This window comes from Citrobacter sp. RHB35-C17 (assembly GCF_013816795.1).
Classification (GTDB): domain Bacteria; phylum Pseudomonadota; class Gammaproteobacteria; order Enterobacterales; family Enterobacteriaceae; genus Citrobacter_A; species Citrobacter_A amalonaticus.
Window position 1 is genome coordinate 147,067 of the sequence record NZ_CP057150.1, and the last position, 26,525, is coordinate 173,591.

Consider the following 26,525-nt stretch of genomic DNA (forward strand, 5'->3'; position numbering starts at 1 on the left):
AATGCCGGTTCGAACTGGGTTAAAAATCGCATTTATTGGCGAAGCTGTGTCCGGGTTTGGTGGAATGGAAACGGTCATCCGGGATGTTATCAACAACTTTCAGGCTGAACATTCTGCAATCCAGTGTGAGATGTTTTTCTTTTGCCGACATGACAAAATGGATAAGGCATGGTTAAGCGGTATTAACTACTCATGCTCTTTCTCCACTATCCGTCTGGGCTTTTTACGTCGGGCAAAGCATATCCACACGTTTAGCCACTGGCTAAAGAAAACAGAACCCGATGTGGTGATCTGTATTGATGTGCTGTCTTGCCTGTTCGCCAGTAAAGCGCGGAAGAAAGCAGAGCAGAATTTTACGATATTCTCCTGGCCACATTTTTCGCTGGATCATAAAAAACACGCCGAATGTGTTAGCTGGGCAGATTATCATCTGGCAATCAGTAGTGGTATCAAACACCAGATGATCGAACGGGGTATTGATCAAAAAAATATTACCGTTGTTTATAATCCCGTTTCCAGAAAGTCAGAAATTATTCCACAACCAGAAAAAGGCCAACCCGCAGTCTTTCTGTATGTCGGAAGGATGAAGTTTGAAGGGCAAAAAAGGATTAAGGATCTGCTGGATGGATTATCCCATGCGGAAGGCGAATGGCGGTTGCATGTGGTTGGTGACGGTTCAGATTTTGAAAAATGTCGGTCCTATGGACGTGAACTGGGGATTGATAATCGTATTACCTGGCATGGTTGGCAGGTCTCTCCCTGGGATGTGGTGCAAAACAAGATAAAGAACGTCACGGCACTGTTGCTGACATCATCATTCGAGGGCTTTCCGATGACCCTGCTGGAAGCCATGTCGTATGGCATTCCGTGCATTAGCTCTGACTGTATGTCTGGTCCACGGGATATGATCAAACCGGGTATCAATGGTGAATTGTATCCTCCGAAGGATCTCCAACAGTTTACTCATCTGCTCAATCAAATCCTCTCAGGTCAGATGAAGTATGATAGTCATCTTATTCCTGAGACGATAGATAACTTCTATAATGAAGTCTATTTTCAGCATTTAAGAAGTGCGATATTTTCCAAAATCAATAAGTGATCACTATGACTCAAACGTATTTTGAAGAAAAAGTCATTCAGCAGACTTTAGATTATAACTATGCAGAACATAGTGATGTTGATAGCTTTAATATTGCGTATGGCATTGACAAGAACTTCCTTTTTGGTTGTGGTGTGTCCATTGCGTCAATACTGATTGCTAACCCCGATACTCCGTTTTCCTTTCATGTTTTTACTGACTCATTTAGCAATGAGGAACAGGCGAGATTTAATGCGTTGGCAAAGCAATACGCCACCCAAATCGTGGTCTATCTCGTTGACTGCGAGCAGTTGAAATCATTACCAAGTACTAAAAACTGGTCATATGCAACGTACTTCCGGTTTATTATCGCCGACCACTTCGCGGGAAAAATGGACAGGGTACTGTATCTGGATGCAGATATTGCCTGTCAGGGAAGTGTACAAGAACTGATTGACCTCCAGTTTGCTGAACATGAAATTGCGGCCGTGGTAGCGGAGGGAGAGTCAGAGTGGTGGACGAAGCGCTCAGTCAGTCTGGCATCGCCGGGACTGGTTTCTGGCTACTTTAATGCCGGCTTTTTGCTAATTAATCTTCCTGTCTGGACCACTGAGGATATTTCCCGCAAGGCCATCGAGATGTTACGCGATCCGGATGTGGTACAGCGTATCACTCACCTGGACCAGGATGTACTGAATATGTTACTGGTCGGCAAGGCGCGTTTTATTGGCAAGAAGTTTAATACCCAATTCAGCATCAATTACGAATTAAAGCGTGATGTGGTTAACCCTGTGGATGAAAATACGGTGTTCATTCATTATATTGGGCCGACTAAGCCCTGGCATCAATGGGGCAACTACCCTATCGCGCAAAGCTTTTTGAATGCGAAAAAGTTATCACCCTGGTGTAATGTTGAATTGCGGAAACCTAACAACAGTCATCAGTTGCGTTATGCGGCGAAGCATATGTTCAACCAGAAGCAATATTTCTCTGGTCTGGTAGATTATGCACTTTACTTTAAAAGCAAAATTACTAAATAAAAATAATTATAGGTGACGCAGTGGACTCATTTCCTGAAATAGAGATAGCAGAATATAAAGTTTTTGATGAGCGCTATGATAATAATGGTAATACATTAAATATCTCTTATGGAATTGATGAGAACTATCTTGATGGTGTCGGGGTGTCTATTACCTCGGTATTAATTCATAATGATATAAATGTTGCTTTTCATATTATCTGTGACAACTATACACAAAGCTTCGTTGATAAGATTGAAGCGCTGGTGCAAGAACATAAAATAAAAGTTTCATTATATCTTATCAATGTCAAATGCCTTGAGGTATTGCCGAAAACACAGGTCTGGTCAAGAGCCATGTATTTTCGACTTTTCGCTTTTGATTATTTGCACCATAAACTAGAAAAATTGTTGTATCTTGATGCTGATGTCATTTGCAAAGGCTCTCTGGACTATCTTCTGGACCTTGATCTCGATGATAACGTCGCTGCCGTGGTAAAAGACGTTGACTCAATACAGTCCAGGGTAAATGAAAGGCTACCTTCTTTTAATCTTCAGGGTCGATATTTCAACTCCGGTGTTGTCTTGATAAACCTCAGGCGATGGGCTGAGAACCAATTAACTGCCAGGGCGTTGTCTCTTTTGACAGACAATGATGGAAGTGCAACCTTTTTTAAATATCCGGATCAGGATGTCCTGAATATACTGCTGCGCGATAAAGTTTATTTTTTACCTCGTGAATACAATACAATTTATACCATTAAAAGTGAATTAAGCGATAAGACGCATGAAAAATATTTAAATATAATCCATGCTGATACAAAACTGATTCACTATACAGGGGCGACAAAACCCTGGCATGCCTGGGCAAATTATCCCTCCGTGATTTATTATACTAATGCTTTTATTAAATCACCGTGGAAAGATGCTCCTGCCAAAGATGCGCGAACGATGGTTGAGTATAAGAAAAGATATAAACATCTTTTGGTTCAAAAACATTATCTGCGTGGAGTAATTGCGGGTGTAGCGTACCTCTATCGTAAAATTTTAGCGAAATAATACCTTTATAATTATGATCACTGAAACAAAAATTAAAAACTATACCGTATTTGTAAAACAAGATGGCGAGAAATACATTGATATTTTCAATGATTTTTTAACGCATAATCTTAAAGTGTTAAGAGTCTTTCGTAGTATTGAGGATACCAAGGTCGTATTAATTGATACTGACCATGGAAAATATATCCTGAAAGTATTTCACCCTAAAGTAAAAAATACTGAGCGATTTTTTAAGTCGTTGGTTAAAGGGGATTACTACGAAAAGCTTTTTTACCAGACCGATCGCGTGCGGCAGGAAGGTTTTGACGCCTTAAATGACTTTTATTTGCTTGCTGAAGTGAAGACCCTTCGTTATGTGCATACTTACATCATGATCATTGAGTATATCGAGGGGGTTGAACTGGTAGACCTGCCTGTCATCTCCGATGATGTGAAAGAGAAGATAAAGCAATCCATTCAAGGGTTGCATCAGCATGGTATGGTCTCAGGTGATCCGCATAAAGGTAACTTCATATTACAAAATGATGAAATAAGAATAATCGATCTGTCCGGAAAAAGACCTTCCCGACAGAGAATGGCGAAAGATCGTATTGATTTAGAACGCCACTATGGTATTGAAAATAATAGAAAAGACCTTGGGTTTTATCTCCTGGTTTATAAGAAAAAGTGGCGGAATTTCCTGCGCCGTCTGAAAGGTAAAAGTGTGCGCTAAGCTTCAATGTGATTATTTAGAATATTGCTTTTAGTCGTTCTAAATGCAAAAATGAGTTTGTATATTTTGTGAGCAAATGTGGTCGGTCTGGTTTGCTCATCCTCGCTAAAGATAAACCATGAACACTTTCCTCAAAGATTCATCGTGATTTAAGTTGCATGACAAACCTACAGGTTTCATATGAGTAATGTTAAGTTTATAACTCGAGCAGGTGTTCAGCAACTTATTGCCAACAGAACATCTGATAACGTGATCATTTTCTTATCGGGACCCACCTCCCGAGGGACACCGCTTTCTCTTTTGCAGAACAATGATGTCATTACTGTTAACGGCGCTGCGGAATACTTGCTCAGTAATAGTATTACTCCCTTCATTTATGTCTTAACAGATGCGCGTTTTTTGCTACAAAGACGTCACGATTTTTATAAATTTAGCCGGGCGAGTAAGTTTACAGTCGTTAATATGGATGTTTATGAAGCCGCTACTGAAGAAGATAAGAAATATATGCGGACTCATTGTTTGATTTTACGCGCATTTTATAAACGTGAAAAAGGCGGCTTTTTCAAGAAACTGAAGCTAGAAATGCTTTCAAAATGGAATAAGAATCTCTTGATTCGGGTGCCCATTTCTAAACGTAAAAGACTGGTGGGATTTAGTAAAGATATCAGTTTAGGTTACTGCTCATGCCATACAGTGGCGTATACGGCGATGCAGATAGCGTATTCATTAGGTTATGACAACACGATCTGTTCCGGATTAGATATCACCGGGAGCTGTGCGCGTTTTTATGATGAGAGTCGCAATCCAATGCCTTCTGAACTGAGCAAGGATTTAATCAAAATTCTGCCATTTTTCCAGTTTATGTGTGAGAGCGTTGACGACTTTAATATCTATAATCTGTCTGACGATACTGCAATAAGCTACGATATTATTCCCTATATTAAGGCAGCGGATGTCGCAGCGTTACCCTCCAGACAGCACATCAGGAACAATGCGCATGATCTTCACGATCGTGCCGATTCTTATGTAAGTTAGTATTAACCTCTTTTATATTTTTAGTGTGGTAACTCGCATGGGTTTAGGTGCTTTTCATAAGAAAAAAAGATTCTGCATTAATAAAATTAAGATTAATTTTTTGTCATTTTTCTTCACCAGGAAAAAGAAAGCAAAAATTAATGCAGACAAGATTCAGACTTGCTTGCTAATCCATGATAACAACAAGTTAGGCGATTTAATTGTATTGAGTTCGCTGTATCGCGAACTGACTAATCGTGGTGTACAACTGTCAATATTAACCACGGAAACGGGGAAAGCGTTTCTTTCTGGTAATCGTCGCATACATCAGTTTTATATTAAAAAATCAAATGCAATCAGTGAGGTACTGGCATTACGTAAATGTCTTTCCCGCGAATCTTTCGATATCGTACTTGATCCTTTTGAAACCATGCCTTCCTTTGGTCACAGCCTGTTGCTGTCGGGTGTCAGACGCGCTCATATCTTGGGTTTTGATAAGTGGTATAAACGTTACTACACCGTTTACCATCCGCATGATGAGAAGTTAACGGCGCACATGTGTACACGGGCCAGTGAAATACTGCGTTATTTTTATGGCGATGAACGTCATGAATTTGATGTGAGTTATGATTTACCGCTGCCAGAGTCGGTTGAAAAAGATGTTCTGAATTTTGTTGGCGACTCAAAAATAATTATTATCAATGCATTAGGGGCAAAGAAAATCTGCCGCCTGTCTGATGAGCAGATCGGTACGATTTATTCGCATCTCTGTAAACAGTATCCGGATTACCGAATTATTTTTACCGGCTTAGCCGAAGATATTCGCTCTATTGCGATACCGGGCATTGAATTACTGCCCTTTAAAGAATTCATTTATACGGTTGCACTGACAAAATTCAGTCAGTATGTCATCTCCGTGGATACTGCATTGGTCCATATTGCATCGGCATATGAAATTCCTACGCTCGCGCTTTATCCAAATGCGCGACAAACGACCTACCCCTCACACCTCATCTGGGCACCGAATAACTGCAATGCGTTACAGGTGGTCTCTCCGACGTATACGGTGAAGGATATTAGCCTGAAGGTGCTGACTGAATCGGTAGAGGGGTTGCTGTCAAAACACCAGAAGTGAGTGATAGCTCACTTCTGATCGTCAGGTTATTGTGACGCAATATCGCCGTGCTGTCGGTTTTTCTTGAGGAAAAGCATTAAAACGATCGCGGTTATTAAGATGATTGGTACGCTCCGAGACCAGAGAATAACATCACTCAGCCCGATTCCAATGGCGGCTAACGTTAATGCAAACAGTCCCAGCGAACGGTGATAATAGACCGTAAAGAACAACGCGATATAGAAGAAAAGCGTCGACAGAACCCCGGCAATCCCTTTCAGTGAGGCGGCTTCGATGAGCTCATTGTGCAAATGGACATTCGAAAATTCGAGTGCGCCTTGCAGGTACTTATGTTCTTTCGCTAATTCCGTCATTCGCTGTGCCCGCGTATCGGCCGAGCGTGCCGCGAACGGCGCGTCTTTAAAGATATCAAAGCCAATCTCATACATCGCCAGCCGTGCGCCCAGAGAACTATTACTGTTGCCCTGACTGTAGCGATTCAAATCTGAAACACCTTCATGATAACGGTTATAAATCGGCTTACTGAATATGGCGATCAGGACAACCAGCGCAATCAAAAAGCCAATGACTGAAAAGAAGAGTTTTTTTGGCGACTTGATATACCCGGCAACCAACGACAGCGCACAGATCACCGGGAAGATCAACAGCGTGGAACGCGTCTGGGTAAGTGCCAGGGCATAGAATATCGCGATGGCATTCAATAAAAATAATATCGGGTGATTCCGCTGGGTGTAGAGAATCGATATTCCGCTGACAATCCCGACAAACATAATGGAGTAGGCGGCGCCCGTAGCCGTACCAATGCCGAAATCAAGACGAGCCATGCCAGTAGTGGATTTTATGTAATATGCATATCCCGCGATAAAAAATGACAGCGAATACAGGATATAAAGCGGTAACTCTTTCTTAATGCGAATTCTTGACGTCAGCGCCAGCAAAGTAAGAAAAGCGCCAAAGAGAAAGATTTTCGCCGTGTTCAAATAACTGTGATAGGTCGCGCGAAAGGGAGAATGATCAACCTTAAAGGCGGAATACCAGACGACGTCCAGCGCGCCGATGATAAAAATAGCGAGCGGTAGCAACCAATACTGTACCGAATAGCTTTCAGGTTTACCGCGTAATAGCAGCGCCAACAGACCCAATATCGCCGTAACATTATATAACTTCATGCTTAGCGTATTATCAAACATTGCGACAATCAGCGTGATGGCACAAAGCAAATAAGTTGTTACTTCCAGTGCTGAAGACGTCTTCGTGGCGTAGTGACGCCAGGGACTGATAAGACTCAAGGTTGGCATTCAATTACCTTTATAATAATGATGATAGTTCGTCGCGGACTGAATCAGCGTTTAGCATTGCTAATTGATTTCCTGGCGCACGACACGCCACCTGGTTCTTCCCGTAACCACCAATGAGCCCTGGATCCGTAGGACCGTACAACGTGACATTAGGTCGATCGAGTGCGGCGGTCAGATGGCTTAACCCCGTATCGACTGAAACGACAAATTTTGCTCCCGCCAGTACGCGTGCGACGCCTTCCAACGTCATTCGCGGTAATACCTCAACGTGAGCGAATCCCTCAGATAACCTCTTCGCCCGTGCTTCTTCATGAGGCGCGCCCCAGGGCAATTTAATGCTTATCCCACTGTCAGCTAACAGACCGATTAACGCTCGCCAGTTTGCCTCCGGCCAGTGCTTATCATCGCGCGTTGTGGCATGCAAAAAGACGGCATAGGGCTGTTCACCCGTACTTCCGAAGGTAAGGAAATGCTGCGCAATGGCATAATCGCCCTGCGACGCCGGTTTTTGATAGCCTAAACTTTTTGCAAACAGTTCGCGCGTACGCTCTACGGCATGCTGTTGTCTGGCAATATGATGGCGGCGATTATAGAACAGGCTGGCCAGCGGTTCACGCGCGGTTTGCCAGTCCATGCCGTGTTTTACCCCGTGCGCCAGACGTGTGACCAGCGCCGCGCTTTTCACCAGTCCCTGGGCGTCGATGATAGCGTCATAGTGCTCAGCCTGTACGGCATCGCGAAAGGCTTTGCGTTCTGCTTTAATCGGCGCGGAAAACCAGGTTTTACGCCAACGGCGAATCGCCACGGGGATGACACGGTTCACCGCGGCATGCCAGGACGGTATCTGCGCAAACCCTTCTTCAACCACCCAGTCAAACTGAATATCGGGGATGGCCTGTTGTGCATCCGTGAGTGCCGGCAGGGTATGTAGCACATCACCCATTGAGGACGTTTTGACGATCAGAACCCGCATTCGTCAGGCTTCCTCTTGCAGTAACAGACTGTTGAGTTCTTCCAGTACGCGCGCCGGCGTAATGTCGATCAGACTCTGATGATAGCCTTCGGCGGCATCGCCTTTGCGTACTTTGTGATAGCCCGTTATCAGGCGAATCACACGTGCTTTATGTGACAGAGGCGGGGTGAAATCCGGGCTACTTGGGCCATAGAGAGCGACCAGCGGGCGATTCAGCGCCGCGGCGACGTGCATCAGGCCGGAGTCGTTGGTGACAACGGCTTTACACGCGCCAATCAATATGACCGCCTGTTCGAGCTGTGTTTCGCCCGCCAGGTTACGACACCACGCCTGTTGTTCATCACTCAATGTCGCCAGAATTTCGTTTCCAGCCTCATGATCTTTCGCCGAGCCAAACAGCACTATCTGATAGCCTTCATCGATGAGCTGTTTCGCCAGTTCCGCATAATGGTAGTGCGGCCAGCGTTTTGCCGGACCGAACTCCGCGCCGGGGCAAAAGCCAATCATCGGACGTTCGTCAGAAAGCGAAAACGCGCTGCAGGTTAACGACTTTTCACCTTCGCTCACCTGGAGTTGCGGCCACAATAGCGGCTGCGGCAGATCTTTCGCCGTGCGCATCACGCCTTTATCGTAGGCCAGCGCCACGTAACGCTCGACCATTAAGGGCCAGGCGGCTTTATCCAGTACGCGCGCATCGTTAAGCAGGCCGTAGCGCATTTCACCGCGCCAGCCCGTACGGTGAGGGATACCGGCAAAGAAAGGAACCAGCGCTGATTTAAACGAGTTGGGCAACACGTAAGCGCGATCATAGCGTTTTTCACGCAGACTGTGACCCAGTTTGCGGCGTTCGCCAAGTTCGAGTGCGCCGTGGCCGAGCGGCATTGGAATTGCCTCGTTGACTTCCGGCATCCGCGATAACAACGGACGGCACCATGCCGGTGCCATCACATCGATTATCGCCTGGGGATAGCGCGCCTTGAGCGTGCGATAGAGACTTTGCGACATCATCATGTCGCCTACCCAGGACGGGCCAATCACCAGAATCCTCATAGATTGCCTGCCTTACGCGTCGCGGTTCAGCCAGGTCATATATTCCGTAACGCCTTCGGCAACGGTCTTGAAGGGCTTATCGTAGCCCGCAGCGCGCAGGTTGGTCAGATCGGCCTGAGTAAATGCCTGGTAGCGACCTTTCAGTTTTTCCGGGAACGGAATGTACTCAAGTTCACTTTTCTTATGGTATGCCAGCGCGGCATCTGCCACCGCCTGGAAGGATTCTGCACGACCGGTACCCAGGTTAAAGATGCCGGACACGCCGTTCTCCCAGAACCACAGATTTACATCCGCCACGTCGCCGACGTACACGAAGTCACGCTTGAAGTTTTCGCTACCTTCAAACAGCTTCGGCGTTTCGCCGTTGTTGAGTTGCGTATTGAGATGGAAAGCCACGCTTGCCATGCTACCTTTATGGCCTTCGCGGGGTCCGTAGACGTTGAAGTAACGGAAGCCGACGATCTGTGAATTGGCTTCTGGCAGGATCTGACGCACATACTCGTCAAACAGGAATTTAGAGTAACCGTAAACGTTCAGCGGTTTCTCATATTCGCGGGATTCGATGAAGTCAGACGTGCGACCGCCATAGGTGGCAGCGGAAGAGGCATACAGGAACGGAATTTCGCGCTCCAGGCAGTAATGCAGCAGCTCTTTGGAGTACTGATAGTTGTTATCCATCATGTACTTGCCGTCCCACTCGGTGGTGGAAGAGCAGGCCCCTTCGTGGAAAATGGCTTCGATCTCGCCGAACTCTTCGCCCGCCATAATCTGGATTAAGAAATCTTCTTTATCCATATAGTCGGCAATGTTCAGATCCACCAGGTTAACAAACTTGGTGCCGTCTTTCAGGTTGTCCACCACCAGGATATCGGTGATACCTTTATCATTCAGGGACTTAACGATGTTGCTGCCGATAAAGCCCGCGCCGCCGGTAACGATGATCATAACTGTAACCTATGAATTATGGAGTCAGAGACAATCTCAGACACGAATACCTCTTATCATATCACTACATAGCGTTGGCTTCAGCCATTCACCGAATGGTCGTGTGGGTACGCGTGATTTATCCTGCATTTTAAAGAAGTGATAATGCGTCATCTCGTATCAGCGTCCAGGGTTAGGTAAGATGTGCTGAAATTTGCCCAGTCTGGAGAATCGCAATGCGTGGGGATTTTTACAAACAGTTAACCAACGATCTGCAAACCGCCCGTGCGGAAGGATTGTTTAAAGAAGAGCGCATTATTACGTCTGCTCAGCAGGCCGATATCACGGTGGCGGATGGTAGCCACGTCATTAACTTCTGTGCCAACAACTATCTGGGGCTGGCGAACCATCCAGAGCTGATAGCTGCGGCAAAAGCCGGTATGGATTCTCACGGATTCGGGATGGCGTCGGTGCGCTTTATCTGCGGCACCCAGGACAGCCATAAACAGCTTGAGCAAAAGCTGGCTGAATTCCTCGGCATGGAAGATGCCATTCTTTACTCCTCCTGCTTTGATGCCAACGGCGGCCTGTTCGAAACGCTGCTCGGCGCTGAAGATGCGATTATTTCCGATGCCCTGAACCATGCCTCTATCATTGACGGCGTGCGCCTGTGTAAAGCAAAGCGCTTCCGCTATGCCAACAACGATATGCAGGAACTGGAAGCGCGTCTGCAAGAAGCGCGCGACGCCGGGGCTCGTCATGTGCTGATTGCCACTGACGGCGTGTTCTCAATGGACGGCGTCATCGCCAACCTGAAGGGCGTGTGCGATCTGGCTGACAAATACAACGCGCTGGTGATGGTCGATGACTCTCACGCGGTGGGGTTTGTCGGAGAGAACGGTCGTGGTTCCCATGAGTACTGCGACGTGATGGGCCGCGTAGATATCATCACCGGCACGCTGGGTAAAGCGCTTGGCGGCGCGTCTGGTGGCTATACCGCCGCGCGCAAAGAGGTGGTTGAATGGCTGCGTCAGCGCTCTCGCCCGTATCTGTTCTCTAACTCGCTGGCGCCGGCGATTGTCGCTGCCTCCATCAAAGTGCTGGAGATGGTTGAGTCTGGTGGTGAACTGCGCGATCGCCTGTGGGCTAACGCACGTCAGTTCCGTGAGCAAATGTCTGCCGCCGGGTTTACCCTGGCGGGTGCCGATCACGCGATTATCCCGGTGATGCTGGGTGACGCGGTGATTGCACAAGACTTTGCCCGCGAGCTGCAAAAAGAGGGCATTTACGTCACAGGATTCTTCTATCCGGTTGTTCCGAAAGGCCAGGCGCGCATTCGTACTCAGATGTCTGCGGCGCATACCCCGGAACAAATCACCCGCGCGGTGGAAGCCTTCACCCGCATTGGTAAACAACTGGGCGTTATTGCCTGAGGATGTGAGATGAAAGCGTTATCCAAACTGAAAGCGGAAGAGGGCATCTGGATGACCGACGTTCCGGAACCGGAAGTCGGCCACAACGATCTGCTGATTAAAATCCGTAAAACAGCCATCTGCGGCACTGACGTTCACATCTATAACTGGGATGAATGGTCGCAAAAAACCATCCCGGTTCCTATGGTTGTCGGCCATGAGTACGTTGGCGAAGTGGTCGGTATCGGTCAGGAAGTGAAAGGCTTCAAAATCGGCGACCGCGTGTCTGGGGAAGGGCACATTACCTGCGGACACTGCCGTAACTGTCGTGGCGGACGCACGCACCTGTGCCGTAATACCACAGGTGTGGGCGTGAACCGTCCGGGCTGTTTCGCAGAATACCTGGTGATCCCGGCGTTCAACGCGTTCAAAATTCCGGATAATATCTCGGATGACCTGGCCTCCATCTTTGACCCGTTTGGCAATGCGGTGCATACGGCGTTGTCGTTCGATCTGGTCGGCGAAGACGTGCTGGTGTCGGGGGCTGGCCCTATCGGTATCATGGCGGCGGCGGTAGCGAAGCACGTGGGCGCACGCAACGTGGTGATCACCGACGTGAACGAATACCGTCTTGAACTGGCGCGTAAGATGGGTATCACCCGCGCAGTCAACGTGTCGAAAGAGAGCCTGAATGAGGTGATGGACGAACTGGGCATGACTGAAGGGTTTGATGTTGGCCTGGAGATGTCCGGTGCGCCGCCAGCATTCCGCGCGATGCTTGACACCATGAATCACGGTGGTCGGATTGCGATGCTGGGCATTCCTCCCTCAGACATGTCTATCGACTGGACGAAAGTGATCTTTAAGGGGCTGTTCATTAAAGGCATTTACGGCCGCGAGATGTTCGAAACCTGGTACAAGATGGCCGCGCTGATTCAGTCTGGTCTGGATCTGTCACCGATCATCACCCACCGCTTCTCGATTGATGAGTTCCAGAAAGGCTTTGACGCCATGCGTTCAGGCCAGTCCGGGAAAGTCATTCTCAGCTGGAATTAATCAGATAAGGCCGGAAAATCCGGCCTTATTTCCTGAGGAATATCTGGAAAGCTGTAAAGAATTGTCATTGTCATAAATAATTCGTAATTGCGTCGTAGTCTTATATTGCTGTTTACCTGATGCCCCTAAGCTGAAGTCTCCTGGAACCTTTACAAATATTATTATCAGCCTTAATCGTTTCTTAATACAAAGGCTGTAAAAAGGCGGATAACTTCAAAGGCATTCGGTAATTTATTATGATGAAAAGTACAAACAGACTCAGTGTTATTATCCCGTTATATAATGCGGGTAATGATTTTAAAGCCTGCATGGAATCTCTCATCGCGCAAACATGGACTGCCCTGGAAATTATTATTGTCAATGACGGGTCAACGGATAATTCTGTTGATATAGCAAAGTATTACGCCGAAAACTATCCTCATGTACGACTGCTCCACCAGGCGAATGCCGGGGCATCGGTCGCCCGTAACCGCGGGATGGAGGTGGCGAGTGGTAAGTACATCGCATTTGTTGATGCCGATGACCTCGTCTATCCGCACATGTACGAAACGCTAATGACAATGGCGCTGGAGGACGATCTGGACGTCGCGCAGTGCAATGCCGACTGGAGCGAGCGGGATACCGGCGTGACCTGGCAATCTATTCCGACCGACCGGATCCGTTCAACCGGCGTACTCACCGGTCCTGACTGGCTGCGTATGGCGCTTTCATCCCGCCGCTGGACCCACGTGGTGTGGATGGGGGTTTATCGTCGGGATGTGATTGAAAAGAATAACATCCGCTTTATTCCCGGATTACATCATCAGGATATTGTGTGGACCACGGAATTTATGTTTAACGCGCTGCGTGCGCGTTATACGGAAGAATCCTTGTATAAATATTTCTTACATAATAATTCTGTCAGCCGACTGAAACGTCAGGGTAATAAAAATCTGAACTATCAGCGACATTACATTAAGATCACCCGATTATTAGAGAAGCTGAATCGGAATTACGCAGACAGGATTACTATCTATCCTGAATTTCATCAACAAATAACGTATGAAGCATTGCGTGTTTGTCATTCCGTGCGCAAAGAACCCGATATTTTGACGCGTCAGCGAATGATTGCCGAGATTTTTACCTCGGGGATGTATAAACGTATGATAATGAACGTGCGCAGCGCCAAGGTCGCCTATCAGGCGTTACTGTGGTCAGTGAGATTGTACCAATGGCGCGACAAAACGCGTTCGCACCATCGTACTGCACGTAAAGCGCTTAACCTGGGTTAACGCTGTTATCGCGGGGCGATTTTCCCCAGCCTTGCCACTGATTCTGGAACCAGTTCACCAGCGTGCTCTGACTGATGCTTTCGCTTAACACGCTGAAGAATCGACTGGTATAGACCGGTTCTACAGGTTTCTTCGCTTTACACAACGCCACGCCGCGGAATGGATTTCGCGGAGCGTCGTTGGTTTTCGGCGGTGTCAAATTCGGCGTGGAGGTATCTACCTGCGGCTCATTGAGCAGGCTGCTCGGACGGACAAGGGTGATGTCGGCTGGCAGGTTATATACCATTTGCTGTAACACACGTACCGTCGACGGATGAGGGTGGCCTATCGCGATGGCAGAACCGTTGCGGCGTGCCAGATCAATCGCGCGGGTAAACTGGCGGCGAATGTCCGCGTCGTTTTGCGTGTCGTCGAGAAACACTTTCCGCTTAATCACCTTTACGCCGGTTCCGGATGCGGCACGCATCGCCTGACTGTTACCGATGGTCATACTGTCGAGAAAATAGAGATCGTAGCGTTCCAGCGCCTGCATCACTTTTTGCATACCAAACAGGCTGGAAGTCATTGCGCTGCCCATGTGGTTGTTGAGCCCCACCGCGTAAGGCACTTTGCCAACCGCCTCGCGAATGATCCGTTCAATTTCGTCGCTGCTCATCTCCGGACGTAGGGTGTCTTTCTCCAGCGGCTGTTTACTCAGCGGTGCCATCGGCAGATGGATCAGCACTTCATGACCGCTGTTATGCGCTTTGGTCGCCATTTCGCGCGCATGAGGCGCATTGGGTAGCACGGCGACGGAGATTTGAGAGGGCATCGCCAGCACCTGATTTTCGTAATGCGGGCGGTAGCCAAAATCGTCAATGACGATGGCGAGTTTGCCAGCAAAAACAGGGGAGGCGAATGCCAGCAGGCTGGCGAATGAAAGAACAGTACGACGAAACTGAGGCAAAACTTATCTTCCCAACCACGGTTGTGGATTGACGGCCTGACCCTGGCGACGAATTTCGAAATAGAGCGACGGTCGACCCTGACCCCCGCTGCTACCTACCAGCGCAATCGGCTGGCCGGCGCGAACCTGCGTACCGACACTGACCAGCGCACTCTGGTTGTAGCCATAAAGACTCATGTCGCCCTTGCCGTGTTCAACGACGACGACCAGTCCGTATCCCTGCAGCCAGTCCGCCAGAATGACGCGACCATCGGCAATGGCTTTCACTTCAGTGCCTTCAGACGCACCGATAACCATCCCCTTCCAACGTAGCTCACCTTGCAGTTGTTCGCCATAGCGATGCAGCGTGGGGCCGCGAACGGGCCAGAATGCCTGGCCGCGTGGCGAACCCAGACCGCCGGTGCGCGACATCAGCGATTTCTCACTGTCTGTGGGCTTGTACGTGGTGCCTTTGCGGGTGGCCTCTTTCTGGCGATTACGTACCGCTTCCGCCTCGCGTGCTTCTCGTTCGGCACGGGCTTTGGCGGCCGCCTCGGCACGGGCAATGCTGTTACGCAAACGGGATTCGTTGGCGCGCAGTTCACTGAGCTGTTGCTGGCCTTGCTGAATGGAGGATTCCAGCCCGGCGAGGGTTTTCTTACGTTCGTTACGCGCCTGTTCAAGCTTCGCCTGCTGGGCGCGCTGTTCATACAGCAGCGTCTGTTGCTGACTCTGCTTCTCTTCCAGTTCGGCACGCTGGGCGGCGACCTCTTCGCGAGTCTGCTTCAACTCGTTGATCGTCTCCTGGCGCGCCTGGTTCAGATAACCAAAGTAGGCCTGCAAACGCTGGCCGCGCTGGCTCTCTTCACCGCTGAGGATAAGCTGAATACCGGTGTGTTCACCCTGGCGAAACGCGGCATCCAACTGCGCGGCGAGGCTGCGCTCCTGGTTGGCTTTCTGCCGTTCCAGCTTCGCAATAGAAGCATTCATCTCATCGATTTGTTTGTTCAGCTGCGCAAGCGTGTTTTGCGTTTCACGTAACTGGCGTGCGGCGGCGGAGATGGCCTCTTCCTGCGCCTTCAGTTGCGCAAGCAGGCCAGAACGTTGTTGCTGTTGCTGACGAACAGCACGTTCTTTGGCGGCGATATCTGCCTGAATGGATTTAAGCTGATCGCGGTCATCCGCGTGGGCGGAAAAGGCGCACAACAATACGCCAGCGCTCACCACGCTGGCGTAAATCAAGGGCCTGACTGAAAACCGTCTTGGTTTCATGGCCCCATTTTCGCTATTTATCGTCTTTCCCCTCATGGGGAAGGATTATTCCACGATGAACAGCGGCTTACCAGTCATCTCTTGCGGGATTTCCATGCCCATCAGCGTCAACATGGTGGGGGCGATATCGGAAAGTTTGCCGCCTTCCACCGCTTTCACATTTTTGTTGCCGACATAAATCAGCGGAACCGGCAGGTTAGTGTGCGCGGTGTGCGCCTGACCGGTTGCCGGATCGCGCATTTGCTCGGCGTTGCCGTGGTCAGCGGTGATCAGCAGTTGACCGCCAACGGACTCAACCGCTTTTGCCACCTGCTCAACACAGTGGTCCAGCGCTTCAACCGCTTTAACCGCCGCTTCCATCACACCGGTATGACCGACCATGTCGCCGTTCGGGTAGTTACAGATGATGGTGTCGTATTTCCCGCTTTCGATAGCGGCTACCAGTTTTTCGGTCAGCTCTGCGGAGCTCATTTCCGGCTGCAGATCGTAGGTCGCCACTTTCGGTGAGTTGATCAGGATGCGGTCTTCACCGGTGAACGGTTCTTCAACGCCGCCGTTGAAGAAGAAGGTGACGTGGGCGTATTTTTCGGTTTCAGAGATACGCAGCTGCGTTTTGTCATTCTTCGCCATCCACTCGCCAAACGTGTTCGCCAGCGAGGCGGGCGGATAGGCAACGGCCGTTTTGATGTCGGCAGCGTATTCGGTCAGCATTACGAAGTTCAGGTTAACCACTTTCTTGCGCGCGAAGCCGTCGAAGTCGGTGTTAACAAAAGCACGGGTGATTTCACGCGCGCGGTCAGCACGGAAGTTCATGAAAATGAGCGCATCGCCGTCTTCCATCGCGGCATCGGCCTGGCCTGCGGCGCGGATCACGGTGGCTTTCACGAATTCATCGTTTTCATCGCGGGCATAGGCGGCCTGCAGACCTTCAACGGCGGTATTGGCCTGGAATTCACCCTGCGCCAGCGTCATCAGGTCATACGCTTTCTCCACGCGATCCCAACGGTTGTCGCGGTCCATCGCGTAGTAACGGCCAATGATGGAGGCGACGCGACCTTTGCCCAGCGCGGCAAATTTCTCTTCGAATTTTTTCAGCGAAGACTCTGCGCTGCGTGGCGGCGTATCGCGGCCATCGAGGAAAGCATGCAGATAGATTTTCTCTGCGCCACGCTCAGCGGCCAGTTCAACCATCGCCATGATGTGATCTTCGTGGCTATGGACGCCACCGGCAGAGAGCAGACCCATGATGTGCACGGCTTTACCGGCATTTTTCGCCTGGTCAACCGCGGCGGTCAGCGTTGGGTTGGCAAAGAAAGTGCGTTCTTTAATTTCAACGTCCAGACGGGTCAGGTCCTGATACACGATGCGGCCCGCACCCAGGTTAACGTGACCGACTTCGGAGTTACCCATCTGACGATCGGGCAGGCCCACTTCCAGACCGGAAGCATCGATCAGGGTATGCGGGCGTTTTGCCCACAGCGCATCCATTACCGGGGTTTTGGCATTAAAAATGGCGTTATCCTGGCTGTCTTCACGGTAGCCATAGCCATCCAGAATCACCAGTACCATAGGTTTTTTAGAAACCGACATTGCGAAACCTCACACTCAAGAGACAAAAATAATTGCGTAATTTTACTACAGCTGAATCGATAAAATAGCCTCAGAAGATCAAAGAATGGGGCAGGCTGGTTCACGGATGGTACGGATTTGCACTTTTTTTTCCGTAGTGCCCCGCAAAAATGCAATCCATTGCACGCGCTGGCTGTATTTGCGCCAACGCGCAGGTATACTCCTGTCCTGGTTTTTTTAATCACTGAGTCGGGAGTTGTTACCCCCCATGCAAGAAATTATGCAATTTGTTAGCCGCCATCCCATACTGAGTATCGCCTGGATTGCGTTACTGGTGGCGGTTTTGTTCACCACGTTTAAAGGCCTGACGTCGAAAGTTAAGGTCATCACTCGCGGCGAAGCCACGCGTCGTATCAACAAAGAAGACGCCGTTATCGTGGATTTACGTCAGCGTGACGATTTCCGCAAAGGCCATATCGCGGGTTCCATTAACCTGCTGCCGAGCGAAATCAAAGCGAACAACGTGGGCGAGCTGGAAAAACACAAAGACAAACCGGTTATCGTGGTCGATGGTTCCGGCATGCAGTGCCAGGAAGCGGCAAACGCGCTGATCAAAGCAGGCTTTGAGAACGTGTCTGTGCTGAAAGAAGGCGTTGCGGGCTGGAGCGGTGAGAATCTGCCGCTGGTTCGTGGGAAATAATTTTCCCGACGTAAACGAATTTGGAGATAAGTATGGCCAATATCGAGATCTACACTAAAGCAACCTGCCCGTTTTGCCATCGTGCGAAAGCGCTGCTGAACAGCAAGGGTGTGAGCTTCCAGGAACTGCCGATCGACGGCGATGCCGTGAAGCGTGAAGAGATGATCAAGCGCAGCGGTCGTACGACGGTTCCACAGATTTTTATTGATGCACAGCACATTGGCGGCTGTGATGACTTGTATGCGTTGGATGCGCGTGGTGGACTTGATCCCCTGCTGAGCTAACGCTGGGCCATGTTATTGGCATCAAGCGCTATTTAAGGACAACACTAAAGGGTTTTCTACACATGTCAGAACAAAACAATACCGAAATGGCTTTCCAGATCCAGCGTATTTACACCAAAGATGTCTCTTTCGAAGCGCCAAATGCGCCGCATGTTTTTCAGAAAGATTGGCAGCCAGAGGTTAAACTTGATCTGGATACAGCATCTACTCAACTGGCAGATGACGTATACGAAGTGGTGCTGCGTGTTACCGTAACGGCTTCCCTCGGTGAAGAAACGGCGTTCCTGTGCGAAGTTCAGCAAGGCGGTATCTTCTCTATCAGCGGAATCGAAGGCACCCAGATGGCGCATTGCCTGGGCGCATACTGCCCGAACATTCTGTTCCCGTATGCCCGCGAATGCATCACCAGCCTGGTTTCACGCGGTACGTTCCCGCAACTGAACCTTGCGCCGGTTAACTTTGATGCGCTGTTCATGAACTATTTACAGCAGCAGGCTGGCGAAGGTACTGAAGAACATCAGGATGCCTGATGAACCAAAGTAATGCTTCAATGACTGTGATCGGTGCCGGCTCGTACGGCACCGCTCTTGCCATCACCCTGGCAAGAAATGGCCACCAGGTTGTCCTGTGGGGCCACGATCCTAAACATATCGCGACCCTTGAGCACGATCGCTGCAATGTCGCGTTCCTCCCGGATGTGCCTTTCCCCGATACGTTACGCCTCGAAAGCGACTTAGCTACTGCGCTGGCGGCCAGCCGCGATATTCTGGTGGTCGTGCCAAGCCATGTCTTTGGCGAAGTATTGCGACAGATTAAGCCTCTGCTGCGTCCTGACGCGCGTCTGGTCTGGGCAACCAAAGGGCTGGAAGCAGAGACGGGACGCCTGTTGCAGGATGTTGCCCGTGAAGCGCTGGGCGATAAAATCCCGCTGGCAGTGATTTCCGGACCGACGTTCGCGAAAGAGCTGGCGGCAGGCATGCCGACGGCCATCTCCCTGGCCTCCACTGACGACACCTTTGCTGATGACTTACAGCAACTGCTGCACTGCGGTAAGAGTTTCCGTGTCTACAGCAACCCGGATTTCATCGGCGTTCAGTTGGGCGGCGCGGTGAAGAACGTGATTGCGATCGGCGCAGGAATGTCTGACGGCATTGGTTTTGGCGCTAATGCCCGTACTGCGCTAATTACGCGTGGCTTGACAGAGATGTCGCGTCTGGGCGCGGCGCTGGGTGCCGATCCCCAGACCTTTATGGGAATGGCCGGGTTAGGCGATCTGGTGCTGACCTGTACCGACAACCAGTCGCGCAACCGCCGTTTTGGCATGATGCTCGGTCAGGGCATGGATGTACAAGGCGCGCAGGACAAGATTGGACAGGTGGTTGAAGGCTACCGCAATACAAAAGAAGTTCGCGAGTTGGCGCACCGTTTTGGTGTCGAAATGCCAATAACCGAGGAAATTTATCAAGTATTATATTGCGGAAAAAACGCGCGCGAGGCAGCATTGACGTTATTAGGTCGTGCACGCAAGGATGAGCGAAGCAGCCACTAGTCTCAAGGATCCGTTTTTTAAAAATGACCCGGCCCGCGAAGAACGGGCCGGTCGTTAGCCTCATTACCTGGAGCCCGCAATGCCGTGTGAAGAACTGGATATCGTCTGGAACAATATAAAAACCGAAGCCCGCGCTCTGGCAGACTGTGAGCCTATGCTGGCCAGTTTTTACCACGCAACGCTACTCAAGCATGAGAATCTGGGCAGTGCGCTAAGCTACATGCTGGCGAACAAACTGGCATCGCCCATTATGCCCGCCATTGCGATCCGTGAAGTGGTCGAAGAAGCGTACGCAGCAGACCCGGAAATGATCGCCTCAGCTGCCTGTGATATTCAGGCCGTCCGCACGCGTGACCCGGCGGTCGATAAATACTCCACTCCGCTTTTGTACCTGAAAGGTTTTCATGCCTTGCAGGCCTACCGTATTGGTCACTGGTTATGGAATGAAGGCCGCCGCGCGCTGGCAATCTTCCTGCAAAACCAGGTCTCCGTGACGTTCCAGGTGGATATTCACCCCGCGGCGAAGATTGGTCGTGGGATCATGCTCGATCATGCCACCGGCATTGTCGTCGGTGAGACGGCGGTGATCGAAGATGACGTGTCGATCCTGCAATCGGTCACCCTCGGCGGGACCGGTAAAACCAGTGGCGATCGTCATCCCAAAATTCGTGAAGGCGTGATGATTGGCGCGGGGGCGAAAATCCTCGGCAATATCGAAGTCGGACGTGGGGCAAAAATTGGCGCCGGTTCCGTGGTGTTACAGCCCGTTCCGCCGCACACCACCGCCGCTGGCGTCCCGGCGCGCATTGTCGGTAAGCCAGACAGCGATAAGCCGTCAATGGATATGGATCAGCATTTCAACGGGATACACCATACGTTTGAGTACGGCGACGGTATTTGATCTCTTGCCCGGTGGCGCTGTGCTTACCGGGCCTACAAAACCGTAGGTCGGATAAGGCGACAGCCGCCATCCGACGATTCAAAGTGTGCGCAAGACTGCGCCAGGATATCCCAACTGGCGCCACGCCTCATACACCACCACCGACACGGCATTTGACAGGTTCATACTGCGGCTGTCCGGCATCATCGGAATACGTATTTTTTGTTCAGCGGGCAGGGCATCGAGAATGCTGGCTGGCAGACCGCGCGTTTCCGGACCAAACATCAGATAGTCGCCATCCTGATAGCTCACCGCGCTGTGTGCAGGCGTGCCCTTGGTCGTCAGCGCGAACATGCGCTGCGGTTTTTCAGCTTCGAGAAATGCAGCGTAATCATGATGGCGAACCACCGCAGTAAATTCATGATAATCCAGTCCCGCGCGGCGCAGGCGTTTGTCGTCCCAGGTAAAGCCCATCGGCTCAATAATATGCAGACGAAAGCCTGTGTTTGCGCACAGACGAATGATGTTGCCCGTGTTCGGCGGGATTTCTGGTTCAAATAAGACGATGTTGAGCATGCTGCCCCCTTAATTACGGGGGGCAGAATAACACTTTCATTACGCCGCATCACCTTGCGATAGCGGTGCCAGTGCGGCAGGGAGCTTGTTGATTTCCTGTACCAGGGAATCCTTGCTGATGTCGGTGATGGATTTCGCACCGGTCAGCGTCATGGCAACTTTCATCTCTTTTTCAATCAGATTCAGCAAGTTTGCCACTCCCGCCTGACCTGCCGTCGCCAGCGCGTACAGATACGCACGGCCCAGCAAAACGGTATCTGCGCCCAGCGCAATCATTCGCACCACGTCCAGCCCGTTACGGATACCGCTGTCCGCGAGAATGGCGATATCGCCTTTCACCGCATCGGCAATGGCGGGCAGTGCGCGCGCGGAAGAGAGCACGCCGTCCAACTGACGGCCTCCGTGGTTAGAGACCACAATCCCATCTGCACCAAAGCGAACGGCGTCGCGGGCGTCTTCCGGATCGAGGATCCCTTTGATCACCATCGGACCATCCCAGAACTCCCGGATCCACTCAAGGTCCTTCCATGAAATTGACGGATCAAAGTTGTTTGCCAGCCAGCCGATGTAATCTTCCAGTCCGGTTGGCTTGCCGAGGTAAGCGGAGATATTGCCGAGATCGTGAGGACGACCGTTCAGACCGACGTCCCACGCCCACTGTGGATGAGTGACCGCCTGCCAGTAGCGACGCAGCGCGGCATTCGGGCCGCTCATCCCGGAGTGAGCGTCACGATAGCGTGCCCCCGGCGTCGGCATATCGACCGTAAAGACCAGCGTTGAGCAGCCCGCCGCTTTTGCGCGTTCCAGCGCATTACGCATGAATCCACGGTCGCGCAGAACATACAACTGGAACCACATCGGACGGTTAATAGTGGGCGCGACTTCTTCTATCGGGCACACGGAGACGGTGGAAAGGGTAAACGGAATCCCTTTCGCATCGGCTGCCGCTGCAGCCTGCACTTCGCCACGGCGGGCATACATGCCGCACAGCCCGACCGGCGCCAGCGCCACGGGCATCGACAGTTTTTCGTTAAACAGCGTGGTTTCCAGGCTCAAGTCAGACATGTTTTTCAGCACGCGCTGGCGTAGCGCCACGTCCGATAAGTCTTCCACGTTACGCCGCAGGGTATGCTCCGCATACGCGCCGCCGTCGATGTAGTGAAACAGGAACGGGGGCAGAATGCGCTGGGCTGCGGCGCGATAATCGCTGGCGGCTGAAATAATCATGCTTTGTTCTCCCTGGGATTTTCATTGTGGTCGCCGGGCAGACGGGTAATGCGCGCCTGGCGAGCCTGGTCTTCATCAAATTGTTTAATGGTGGTATGGACGAAACTGAGGTGCGCCATCATCGCCTTACGCGCGCCGTCGGCGTCGCCCGCGAGAATGGCATCCAGTACGGCCTGATGTTGCTCCGTCAGCCGGGAAAAGACGGGCGGAACGAGATACATGCGCTGTCGGCTTTGCTTCACCGACGAATGCAGAACGTCGAAGAACCCGCGCATCGTTTGTAACAGCACCACGTTATGCGAGGCTTCGGCGATAGCCAGATGAAAACGAACGTCGGCCTGTGAGGCAAGATCCGGGTCTTCGCTGAGCGTGGCGTCAAAGCAGAGTTTGATTTTCTCTTTGTCGGCCGTGGTGGCGCGTATCGCCGCATGCCAGGCCGTACTGGCTTCGATGGCGTGTCGGGCTTCGAGAATATCGAAACTGTAATCCGGGTCGTCGGCCATCAGGGTTTTCAGCGGCTGAACAATGTTCTGTTCAGACCACTCTTCATGCTGCCAGCGGACAAACGTGCCGCCGCCGCGACGGCTGAGTAGCACACCTTCGCTGACGAGCTTTGCCAGCGCTTCGCGCAGCGAGTTACGCGAGACGCCAAGCTGTACCGCCAGTTGGCGCTCGGCGGGCAATTTCATGCCCGCTTCCAGCTGTTGTTCTTCAATCAGCGCCCGCACACGAGAGGCAACCTCGTCCGACAGGCGTCTGGGCATCACGATCATGGAATCATCCAGGTTAAGACGTAAGCCTGAAGCGTGGTGATCACGCCCACCATGCAGGTGAAAATCAGGCTGTGTTTGACGGTAAAACGGAACAGATCCGACTCTTTGCCGACCAGTCCGACCGCCGCACAGGCGATGGCGATGGACTGTGGCGAAATCATTTTTCCGGTGACGCCACCAGTGGTATTGGCCGCCACCATCAGCACATCGGACACGCCGATTTGCTGTGCGGCAGTTGCCTGCAGGGCGGCAAACAGCGCGTTAGATGAGGTATCTGAACCGGTCAGGAATACCCCCAGCCAGCCGAGGAACGGCGAGAAGAAGGTAAAGGCGCTGCCCGTGTGCGCCAGCGCTAACGCCAGCGTCGAAGAGAGCCCGGAATAGTTGGAGATAAACGCAAAGGCCAGCACCATCCCGATGGAGTAGATCGGCAGCGCCAGTTCCTTCAGCGTGCTGCCGAAGGTCTGAATGGCGGCGGAAGGCTTCATCTTCAGCCAGACGATTGACAGCAGTGCGGCGAACAGGATGGCGGTGCCGGTCGCGGAGAACCAGTCAAATTTATACACTGCCGCGTAGGCGGTGGCTTCGTGAACCACGGGCGGCATGCGGGCAACCAGTTTGTCGAGGAACGGGACCGGGATGTTAATCACCCAGTCGTACAGCGCGCCGCCGGGAGCGAACAGGGCTTTAAACGGCGGCACGCTCCAGAGGGTTACGGTGGCCGTCAGGAACAGAAACGGCGACCAGGCGCGAACAACCTGTCCGGCGGTATAGTTCGTGCGTGCCAGCGTCTGATCAACTTGTGATGCGCCCATATCGCCAAAGCGGAAGATGCGAACCGGCTGCCAGCGTTTCAGGAACAGCGTCAGACAGACCAGCGAGACCAGCGAGGAGATGATGTCCGGCAATTCCGGGCCGATAAAGTTGGAGCTGAGGTACTGAGCAATAGCGAATGAACCACCCGCCACCATGACCGCAGGCCAGGTCTCTTTCACGCCGCGCCAGCCATCCATGATCGCCATGATCCAGAACAGTACGATAATTGTCAGGAACGGTAACTGACGACCCACCATCTGGCCGATTTCAAAGCTGTCCAGCCCGGTCACCTGGCCGGCGACCAGAATCGGGATCCCCATGGCACCAAACGCCACGGGCGCGGTATTGACGATCAGGCACAGTCCAGCGGCATACAGCGGGTTAAACCCGAGACCTACCAGCAGCGCGGCAGTGATGGCAACGGGGGCACCAAATCCCGCCGCCCCTTCGAGGAAGGCGCCAAATGAGAAGCCGACGATCAGCATTTGCAAACGCTGGTCAGGGGTAATTGACAGAATGGACGAGCGGATGATGTCGAACTGCCCGGTTTTCACCGAGATTTTGTAAACAAACACTGCGGCGATAATGATCCAGGCAATCGGCCATAGACCGTAGAAGAAACCGTACACCACCGAGGCCAGTGCGTGATCGACCGGCATTTTGTAGAAAAGCAGCGCCACGGCCAGCGCAATCACCACCGTCCACGAAGCGGCAACATAGCCTTTCAGCTTGAGCTTAATCAGCGCGAAAAAGAAAAACAGAATCGGGAGCGATGCGATCAGACTGGAAAGCCAGATGTTACCGGCCGGATCGTAGTTTTGTTGCCAGAGATTCATTGCAGGTCTCCTGAGGGCCACACGCACAATGCAGTGAATCTGTGCTCATCTTTTCGTCACATTATGTGTAAAAGTGGTCCTGCCAATATTGTTGTGTAGGGATAATGACAACGAATGGTTAATCAAATGTTATTTATTGGCAACGGAAGTGTAGGCTTAAATTAATGAATTGTGAACCAGTGGTCGTAACTGAAGGGGATTGGTAGGGCCAATTAAGGGAGGACCGGACAGCGGACGTGCTGCCCGGTATAAAAAATCAAAACTCGGTCTTTGCGAAGCCAGTCATCTCTTGCAGGCCCATTTCGCGGCCTAAGGCGGTCATTGGATGAACCACCACCAGACCGCGCACGCTTTTCTTCAGCTTGCCCATATCGGCCTGCTCTTTTTTGCTGATCGCACGACGGTACGGCAGGTTCATCAGTTTCTGCGCCTCTTTGCTCAGTTTTTGACTGTGAACGTCACGCAGACGGGCGATTTCTGCTTCCAGTGTGGCTTTCTCTTTTTCCAGCTCAGCGTATTTATCGGCGGCTTCAACCAGGGACAGATCGGCCTGCTGGTGGCGGATAGCGTCGAGGCGATCGCTCAGACGTTTGATTTCGTTTTTTTCGACTTCTTTCATGGGATGGCTTCTGATAGAAATAAGGTGAATGGCCTATAGTATGCGCGCAGAGCGGGTTTATTCACAACTAATGGGATAATAATAATCAAATAACGCGAGTATTCATTTGCTAACTATTTTTCTAATGGACTGATTAATTAAACATTTTAGACAATAACAGGATCATGTAAGAGATAATTTGCCGCCAATGGATTAAGCACGTTTTCCTTAATGTCATGACGCGGGCGATCCTACACTAAAATTGACCGTTGCGCTTAAGCACGGCGGGACCGCATGGAGGAGATAACATGGCAAAAATAGGCGAGAATGTTCCGCTTCTGATTGATAAAGCTGTGGATTTTATGGCCTCAAGTCAGGCGTTTAAAGAGTATCTGAATAAAATGCCTGCGCGTGATGACGTTCCGAGCGAAGTGCCTGCAGAAAATGCGCAGATGTACCTGCAACGACTGAATTATTACCGGTGCCTGTATCAACCCGTGCAGGAAAAGGAGTAGCAGGC

At 51.1% G+C, this 26,525-nt stretch carries 27 protein-coding genes; 15 read left to right on the forward strand and 12 right to left on the reverse strand.

What is annotated here, in order from left to right; all coding sequences use genetic code 11:
- The first annotated feature begins 1 nt into the window (after nt 1).
- The 6 genes from waaB (at nt 2) to HVZ37_RS00710 (ending at nt 6,016) form a co-directional block, all read left to right on the forward strand.
- Nucleotides 2-1,099, forward strand: a complete 1,098-nt coding sequence (gene waaB, locus HVZ37_RS00685; protein WP_181628452.1) for a lipopolysaccharide 1,6-galactosyltransferase — start codon at nt 2-4, stop codon at nt 1,097-1,099.
- Nucleotides 1,100-1,104: 5 nt separating this feature from the next.
- Complete coding sequence (gene waaO / locus HVZ37_RS00690; RefSeq protein WP_181628013.1) at nt 1,105-2,118, forward strand: lipopolysaccharide 3-alpha-galactosyltransferase; 1,014 nt, start codon at nt 1,105-1,107, stop codon at nt 2,116-2,118.
- 20 nt (nt 2,119-2,138) lie between these two features.
- The gene (locus tag HVZ37_RS00695) at nt 2,139-3,155 is read left to right on the forward strand and encodes a glycosyltransferase (protein ID WP_181628014.1); all 1,017 of its coding nucleotides are present in this window, start codon (nt 2,139-2,141) and stop codon (nt 3,153-3,155) included.
- A 13-nt stretch (nt 3,156-3,168) separates the two neighbouring features.
- Entirely contained in the window at nt 3,169-3,867 is a 699-nt protein-coding gene (gene rfaY / locus HVZ37_RS00700; RefSeq protein WP_044267560.1) for a lipopolysaccharide core heptose(II) kinase RfaY, read from the forward strand.
- 180 nt (nt 3,868-4,047) lie between these two features.
- Complete coding sequence (waaZ, locus tag HVZ37_RS00705) at nt 4,048-4,902, forward strand: 3-deoxy-D-manno-oct-2-ulosonate III transferase WaaZ (protein ID WP_042998620.1); 855 nt, start codon at nt 4,048-4,050, stop codon at nt 4,900-4,902.
- Between the two features lie 37 nt (nt 4,903-4,939).
- Nucleotides 4,940-6,016, forward strand: a complete 1,077-nt coding sequence (locus HVZ37_RS00710) for a glycosyltransferase family 9 protein (RefSeq protein ID WP_181628015.1) — start codon at nt 4,940-4,942, stop codon at nt 6,014-6,016.
- Nucleotides 6,017-6,042: 26 nt separating this feature from the next.
- On the opposite strand, the gene HVZ37_RS00715 is transcribed toward HVZ37_RS00710, so the two are convergent.
- From HVZ37_RS00715 to rfaD, 4 genes are read right to left on the reverse strand one after another with little or no spacing between them, the layout of a single operon-like run.
- A complete protein-coding gene (locus tag HVZ37_RS00715; protein ID WP_054177212.1) occupies nt 6,043-7,314 on the reverse strand; it encodes an O-antigen ligase in 1,272 nt (423 codons plus the stop codon).
- Nucleotides 7,315-7,324: 10 nt separating this feature from the next.
- The gene (gene rfaC, locus HVZ37_RS00720) at nt 7,325-8,287 is read right to left on the reverse strand and encodes a lipopolysaccharide heptosyltransferase RfaC (protein ID WP_042998617.1); all 963 of its coding nucleotides are present in this window, start codon (nt 8,285-8,287) and stop codon (nt 7,325-7,327) included.
- Nucleotides 8,288-8,290: 3 nt separating this feature from the next.
- A complete protein-coding gene (gene rfaF / locus HVZ37_RS00725; RefSeq protein WP_042998616.1) occupies nt 8,291-9,337 on the reverse strand; it encodes an ADP-heptose--LPS heptosyltransferase RfaF in 1,047 nt (348 codons plus the stop codon).
- 12 nt (nt 9,338-9,349) lie between these two features.
- Nucleotides 9,350-10,282, reverse strand: a complete 933-nt coding sequence (gene rfaD, locus HVZ37_RS00730) for an ADP-glyceromanno-heptose 6-epimerase (protein ID WP_042998615.1) — start codon at nt 10,280-10,282, stop codon at nt 9,350-9,352.
- A 215-nt stretch (nt 10,283-10,497) separates the two neighbouring features.
- On the opposite strand from rfaD, the gene kbl reads away from it, so the two are divergent.
- The 3 genes from kbl to HVZ37_RS00745 all read left to right on the forward strand — a co-directional run bounded on the left by kbl (nt 10,498) and on the right by HVZ37_RS00745 (nt 14,000).
- Nucleotides 10,498-11,694 carry a glycine C-acetyltransferase gene (kbl, locus tag HVZ37_RS00735; protein WP_042998614.1) on the forward strand — a complete coding sequence of 399 codons (1,197 nt, stop codon included), beginning with the start codon at nt 10,498-10,500 and terminating at the stop codon, nt 11,692-11,694.
- Between the two features lie 9 nt (nt 11,695-11,703).
- Nucleotides 11,704-12,729 carry an L-threonine 3-dehydrogenase gene (tdh, locus tag HVZ37_RS00740; protein WP_042998613.1) on the forward strand — a complete coding sequence of 342 codons (1,026 nt, stop codon included), beginning with the start codon at nt 11,704-11,706 and terminating at the stop codon, nt 12,727-12,729.
- Between the two features lie 236 nt (nt 12,730-12,965).
- Nucleotides 12,966-14,000 carry a glycosyltransferase gene (locus tag HVZ37_RS00745; RefSeq protein WP_042998612.1) on the forward strand — a complete coding sequence of 345 codons (1,035 nt, stop codon included), beginning with the start codon at nt 12,966-12,968 and terminating at the stop codon, nt 13,998-14,000.
- Here HVZ37_RS00745 and HVZ37_RS00750 read toward each other — a convergent pair.
- The 3 genes from HVZ37_RS00750 to gpmM are packed head-to-tail and all read right to left on the reverse strand — an operon-like array spanning nt 13,987 to nt 17,787.
- Complete coding sequence (locus HVZ37_RS00750; RefSeq protein WP_042998611.1) at nt 13,987-14,946, reverse strand: divergent polysaccharide deacetylase family protein; 960 nt, start codon at nt 14,944-14,946, stop codon at nt 13,987-13,989. The two genes, HVZ37_RS00745 and HVZ37_RS00750, sit on opposite strands and share 14 nt — an antisense overlap.
- Nucleotides 14,947-14,949: 3 nt before the next feature.
- Nucleotides 14,950-16,233: a murein hydrolase activator EnvC gene (envC, locus tag HVZ37_RS00755; protein WP_042998610.1), complete on the reverse strand. Its 1,284-nt coding sequence runs from the start codon at nt 16,231-16,233 to the stop codon at nt 14,950-14,952.
- Nucleotides 16,234-16,242: 9 nt separating this feature from the next.
- On the reverse strand, nt 16,243-17,787 hold the full coding sequence (gpmM, locus tag HVZ37_RS00760) for a 2,3-bisphosphoglycerate-independent phosphoglycerate mutase (RefSeq protein WP_044267541.1): 1,545 nt from the start codon (nt 17,785-17,787) through the stop codon (nt 16,243-16,245).
- Between the two features lie 247 nt (nt 17,788-18,034).
- Between gpmM and HVZ37_RS00765 the strand changes: the two genes are divergently transcribed.
- The 5 genes from HVZ37_RS00765 to cysE all read left to right on the forward strand — a co-directional run bounded on the left by HVZ37_RS00765 (nt 18,035) and on the right by cysE (nt 21,200).
- Nucleotides 18,035-18,466, forward strand: a complete 432-nt coding sequence (locus HVZ37_RS00765) for a rhodanese-like domain-containing protein (RefSeq protein ID WP_042998608.1) — start codon at nt 18,035-18,037, stop codon at nt 18,464-18,466.
- A gap of 32 nt (nt 18,467-18,498) precedes the next feature.
- A complete protein-coding gene (grxC, locus tag HVZ37_RS00770; RefSeq protein ID WP_012908148.1) occupies nt 18,499-18,750 on the forward strand; it encodes a glutaredoxin 3 in 252 nt (83 codons plus the stop codon).
- A gap of 62 nt (nt 18,751-18,812) precedes the next feature.
- Nucleotides 18,813-19,280, forward strand: coding sequence for a protein-export chaperone SecB (gene secB, locus HVZ37_RS00775; RefSeq protein WP_003024155.1), 468 nt, complete (start codon nt 18,813-18,815; stop codon nt 19,278-19,280).
- Nucleotides 19,280-20,299 carry an NAD(P)H-dependent glycerol-3-phosphate dehydrogenase gene (gpsA, locus tag HVZ37_RS00780; RefSeq protein ID WP_042998607.1) on the forward strand — a complete coding sequence of 340 codons (1,020 nt, stop codon included), beginning with the start codon at nt 19,280-19,282 and terminating at the stop codon, nt 20,297-20,299. Before secB ends, gpsA begins: the two co-directional genes overlap by 1 nt.
- A 79-nt stretch (nt 20,300-20,378) precedes the next feature.
- Nucleotides 20,379-21,200: a serine O-acetyltransferase gene (gene cysE, locus HVZ37_RS00785; RefSeq protein ID WP_042998606.1), complete on the forward strand. Its 822-nt coding sequence runs from the start codon at nt 20,379-20,381 to the stop codon at nt 21,198-21,200.
- Nucleotides 21,201-21,278: 78 nt separating this feature from the next.
- Here cysE and trmL read toward each other — a convergent pair whose 3' ends face one another.
- The 5 genes from trmL to HVZ37_RS00810 all read right to left on the reverse strand — a co-directional run bounded on the left by trmL (nt 21,279) and on the right by HVZ37_RS00810 (nt 26,026).
- The gene (gene trmL, locus HVZ37_RS00790; protein WP_042998605.1) at nt 21,279-21,755 is read right to left on the reverse strand and encodes a tRNA (uridine(34)/cytosine(34)/5-carboxymethylaminomethyluridine(34)-2'-O)-methyltransferase TrmL; all 477 of its coding nucleotides are present in this window, start codon (nt 21,753-21,755) and stop codon (nt 21,279-21,281) included.
- 39 nt (nt 21,756-21,794) lie between these two features.
- Complete coding sequence (gene lldD, locus HVZ37_RS00795) at nt 21,795-22,982, reverse strand: FMN-dependent L-lactate dehydrogenase LldD (RefSeq protein ID WP_042998604.1); 1,188 nt, start codon at nt 22,980-22,982, stop codon at nt 21,795-21,797.
- Nucleotides 22,979-23,755, reverse strand: coding sequence for a transcriptional regulator LldR (gene lldR, locus HVZ37_RS00800; protein WP_042998603.1), 777 nt, complete (start codon nt 23,753-23,755; stop codon nt 22,979-22,981). Before lldR ends, lldD begins: the two co-directional genes overlap by 4 nt.
- On the reverse strand, nt 23,752-25,407 hold the full coding sequence (lldP, locus tag HVZ37_RS00805) for an L-lactate permease (protein WP_042998602.1): 1,656 nt from the start codon (nt 25,405-25,407) through the stop codon (nt 23,752-23,754). The genes lldR and lldP overlap by 4 nt, the downstream gene beginning before the upstream one ends.
- 256 nt (nt 25,408-25,663) lie before the next feature.
- Entirely contained in the window at nt 25,664-26,026 is a 363-nt protein-coding gene (locus HVZ37_RS00810; protein ID WP_042998601.1) for a YibL family ribosome-associated protein, read from the reverse strand.
- A gap of 287 nt (nt 26,027-26,313) precedes the next feature.
- Between HVZ37_RS00810 and HVZ37_RS00815 the strand changes: the two genes are divergently transcribed.
- Nucleotides 26,314-26,520 (forward strand): hypothetical protein, encoded by a 207-nt coding sequence (locus HVZ37_RS00815; protein ID WP_181628016.1) that lies wholly within the window; start codon nt 26,314-26,316, stop codon nt 26,518-26,520.
- Nucleotides 26,521-26,525 lie beyond the last annotated feature (5 nt).

Bases quoted from the DNA above. Each gene is read 5' to 3' on its own strand.
- HVZ37_RS00815 (WP_181628016.1), top strand. From the start codon at position 26,314: ATGGCAAAAATAGGCGAGAATGTTCCGCTTCTGATTGATAAAGCTGTG.
- kbl (WP_042998614.1), top strand. From the start codon at position 10,498: ATGCGTGGGGATTTTTACAAACAGTTAACCAACGATCTGCAAACCGCC.
- HVZ37_RS00745 (WP_042998612.1), top strand. From the start codon at position 12,966: ATGATGAAAAGTACAAACAGACTCAGTGTTATTATCCCGTTATATAAT.
- waaB (WP_181628452.1), top strand. From the start codon at position 2: ATGCCGGTTCGAACTGGGTTAAAAATCGCATTTATTGGCGAAGCTGTG.
- grxC (WP_012908148.1), top strand. From the start codon at position 18,499: ATGGCCAATATCGAGATCTACACTAAAGCAACCTGCCCGTTTTGCCAT.
- rfaY (WP_044267560.1), top strand. From the start codon at position 3,169: ATGATCACTGAAACAAAAATTAAAAACTATACCGTATTTGTAAAACAA.
- cysE (WP_042998606.1), top strand. From the start codon at position 20,379: ATGCCGTGTGAAGAACTGGATATCGTCTGGAACAATATAAAAACCGAA.
- lldD (WP_042998604.1), bottom strand. From the start codon at position 22,982: ATGATTATTTCAGCCGCCAGCGATTATCGCGCCGCAGCCCAGCGCATT.
- envC (WP_042998610.1), bottom strand. From the start codon at position 16,233: ATGAGGGGAAAGACGATAAATAGCGAAAATGGGGCCATGAAACCAAGA.
- tdh (WP_042998613.1), top strand. From the start codon at position 11,704: ATGAAAGCGTTATCCAAACTGAAAGCGGAAGAGGGCATCTGGATGACC.
- lldP (WP_042998602.1), bottom strand. From the start codon at position 25,407: ATGAATCTCTGGCAACAAAACTACGATCCGGCCGGTAACATCTGGCTT.
- secB (WP_003024155.1), top strand. From the start codon at position 18,813: ATGTCAGAACAAAACAATACCGAAATGGCTTTCCAGATCCAGCGTATT.
- waaZ (WP_042998620.1), top strand. From the start codon at position 4,048: ATGAGTAATGTTAAGTTTATAACTCGAGCAGGTGTTCAGCAACTTATT.
- gpmM (WP_044267541.1), bottom strand. From the start codon at position 17,787: ATGTCGGTTTCTAAAAAACCTATGGTACTGGTGATTCTGGATGGCTAT.
- HVZ37_RS00710 (WP_181628015.1), top strand. From the start codon at position 4,940: ATGGGTTTAGGTGCTTTTCATAAGAAAAAAAGATTCTGCATTAATAAA.
- rfaD (WP_042998615.1), bottom strand. From the start codon at position 10,282: ATGATCATCGTTACCGGCGGCGCGGGCTTTATCGGCAGCAACATCGTT.
- trmL (WP_042998605.1), bottom strand. From the start codon at position 21,755: ATGCTCAACATCGTCTTATTTGAACCAGAAATCCCGCCGAACACGGGC.
- lldR (WP_042998603.1), bottom strand. From the start codon at position 23,755: ATGATCGTGATGCCCAGACGCCTGTCGGACGAGGTTGCCTCTCGTGTG.
- gpsA (WP_042998607.1), top strand. From the start codon at position 19,280: ATGAACCAAAGTAATGCTTCAATGACTGTGATCGGTGCCGGCTCGTAC.
- HVZ37_RS00715 (WP_054177212.1), bottom strand. From the start codon at position 7,314: ATGCCAACCTTGAGTCTTATCAGTCCCTGGCGTCACTACGCCACGAAG.
- rfaF (WP_042998616.1), bottom strand. From the start codon at position 9,337: ATGAGGATTCTGGTGATTGGCCCGTCCTGGGTAGGCGACATGATGATG.
- HVZ37_RS00765 (WP_042998608.1), top strand. From the start codon at position 18,035: ATGCAAGAAATTATGCAATTTGTTAGCCGCCATCCCATACTGAGTATC.
- waaO (WP_181628013.1), top strand. From the start codon at position 1,105: ATGACTCAAACGTATTTTGAAGAAAAAGTCATTCAGCAGACTTTAGAT.
- HVZ37_RS00810 (WP_042998601.1), bottom strand. From the start codon at position 26,026: ATGAAAGAAGTCGAAAAAAACGAAATCAAACGTCTGAGCGATCGCCTC.
- rfaC (WP_042998617.1), bottom strand. From the start codon at position 8,287: ATGCGGGTTCTGATCGTCAAAACGTCCTCAATGGGTGATGTGCTACAT.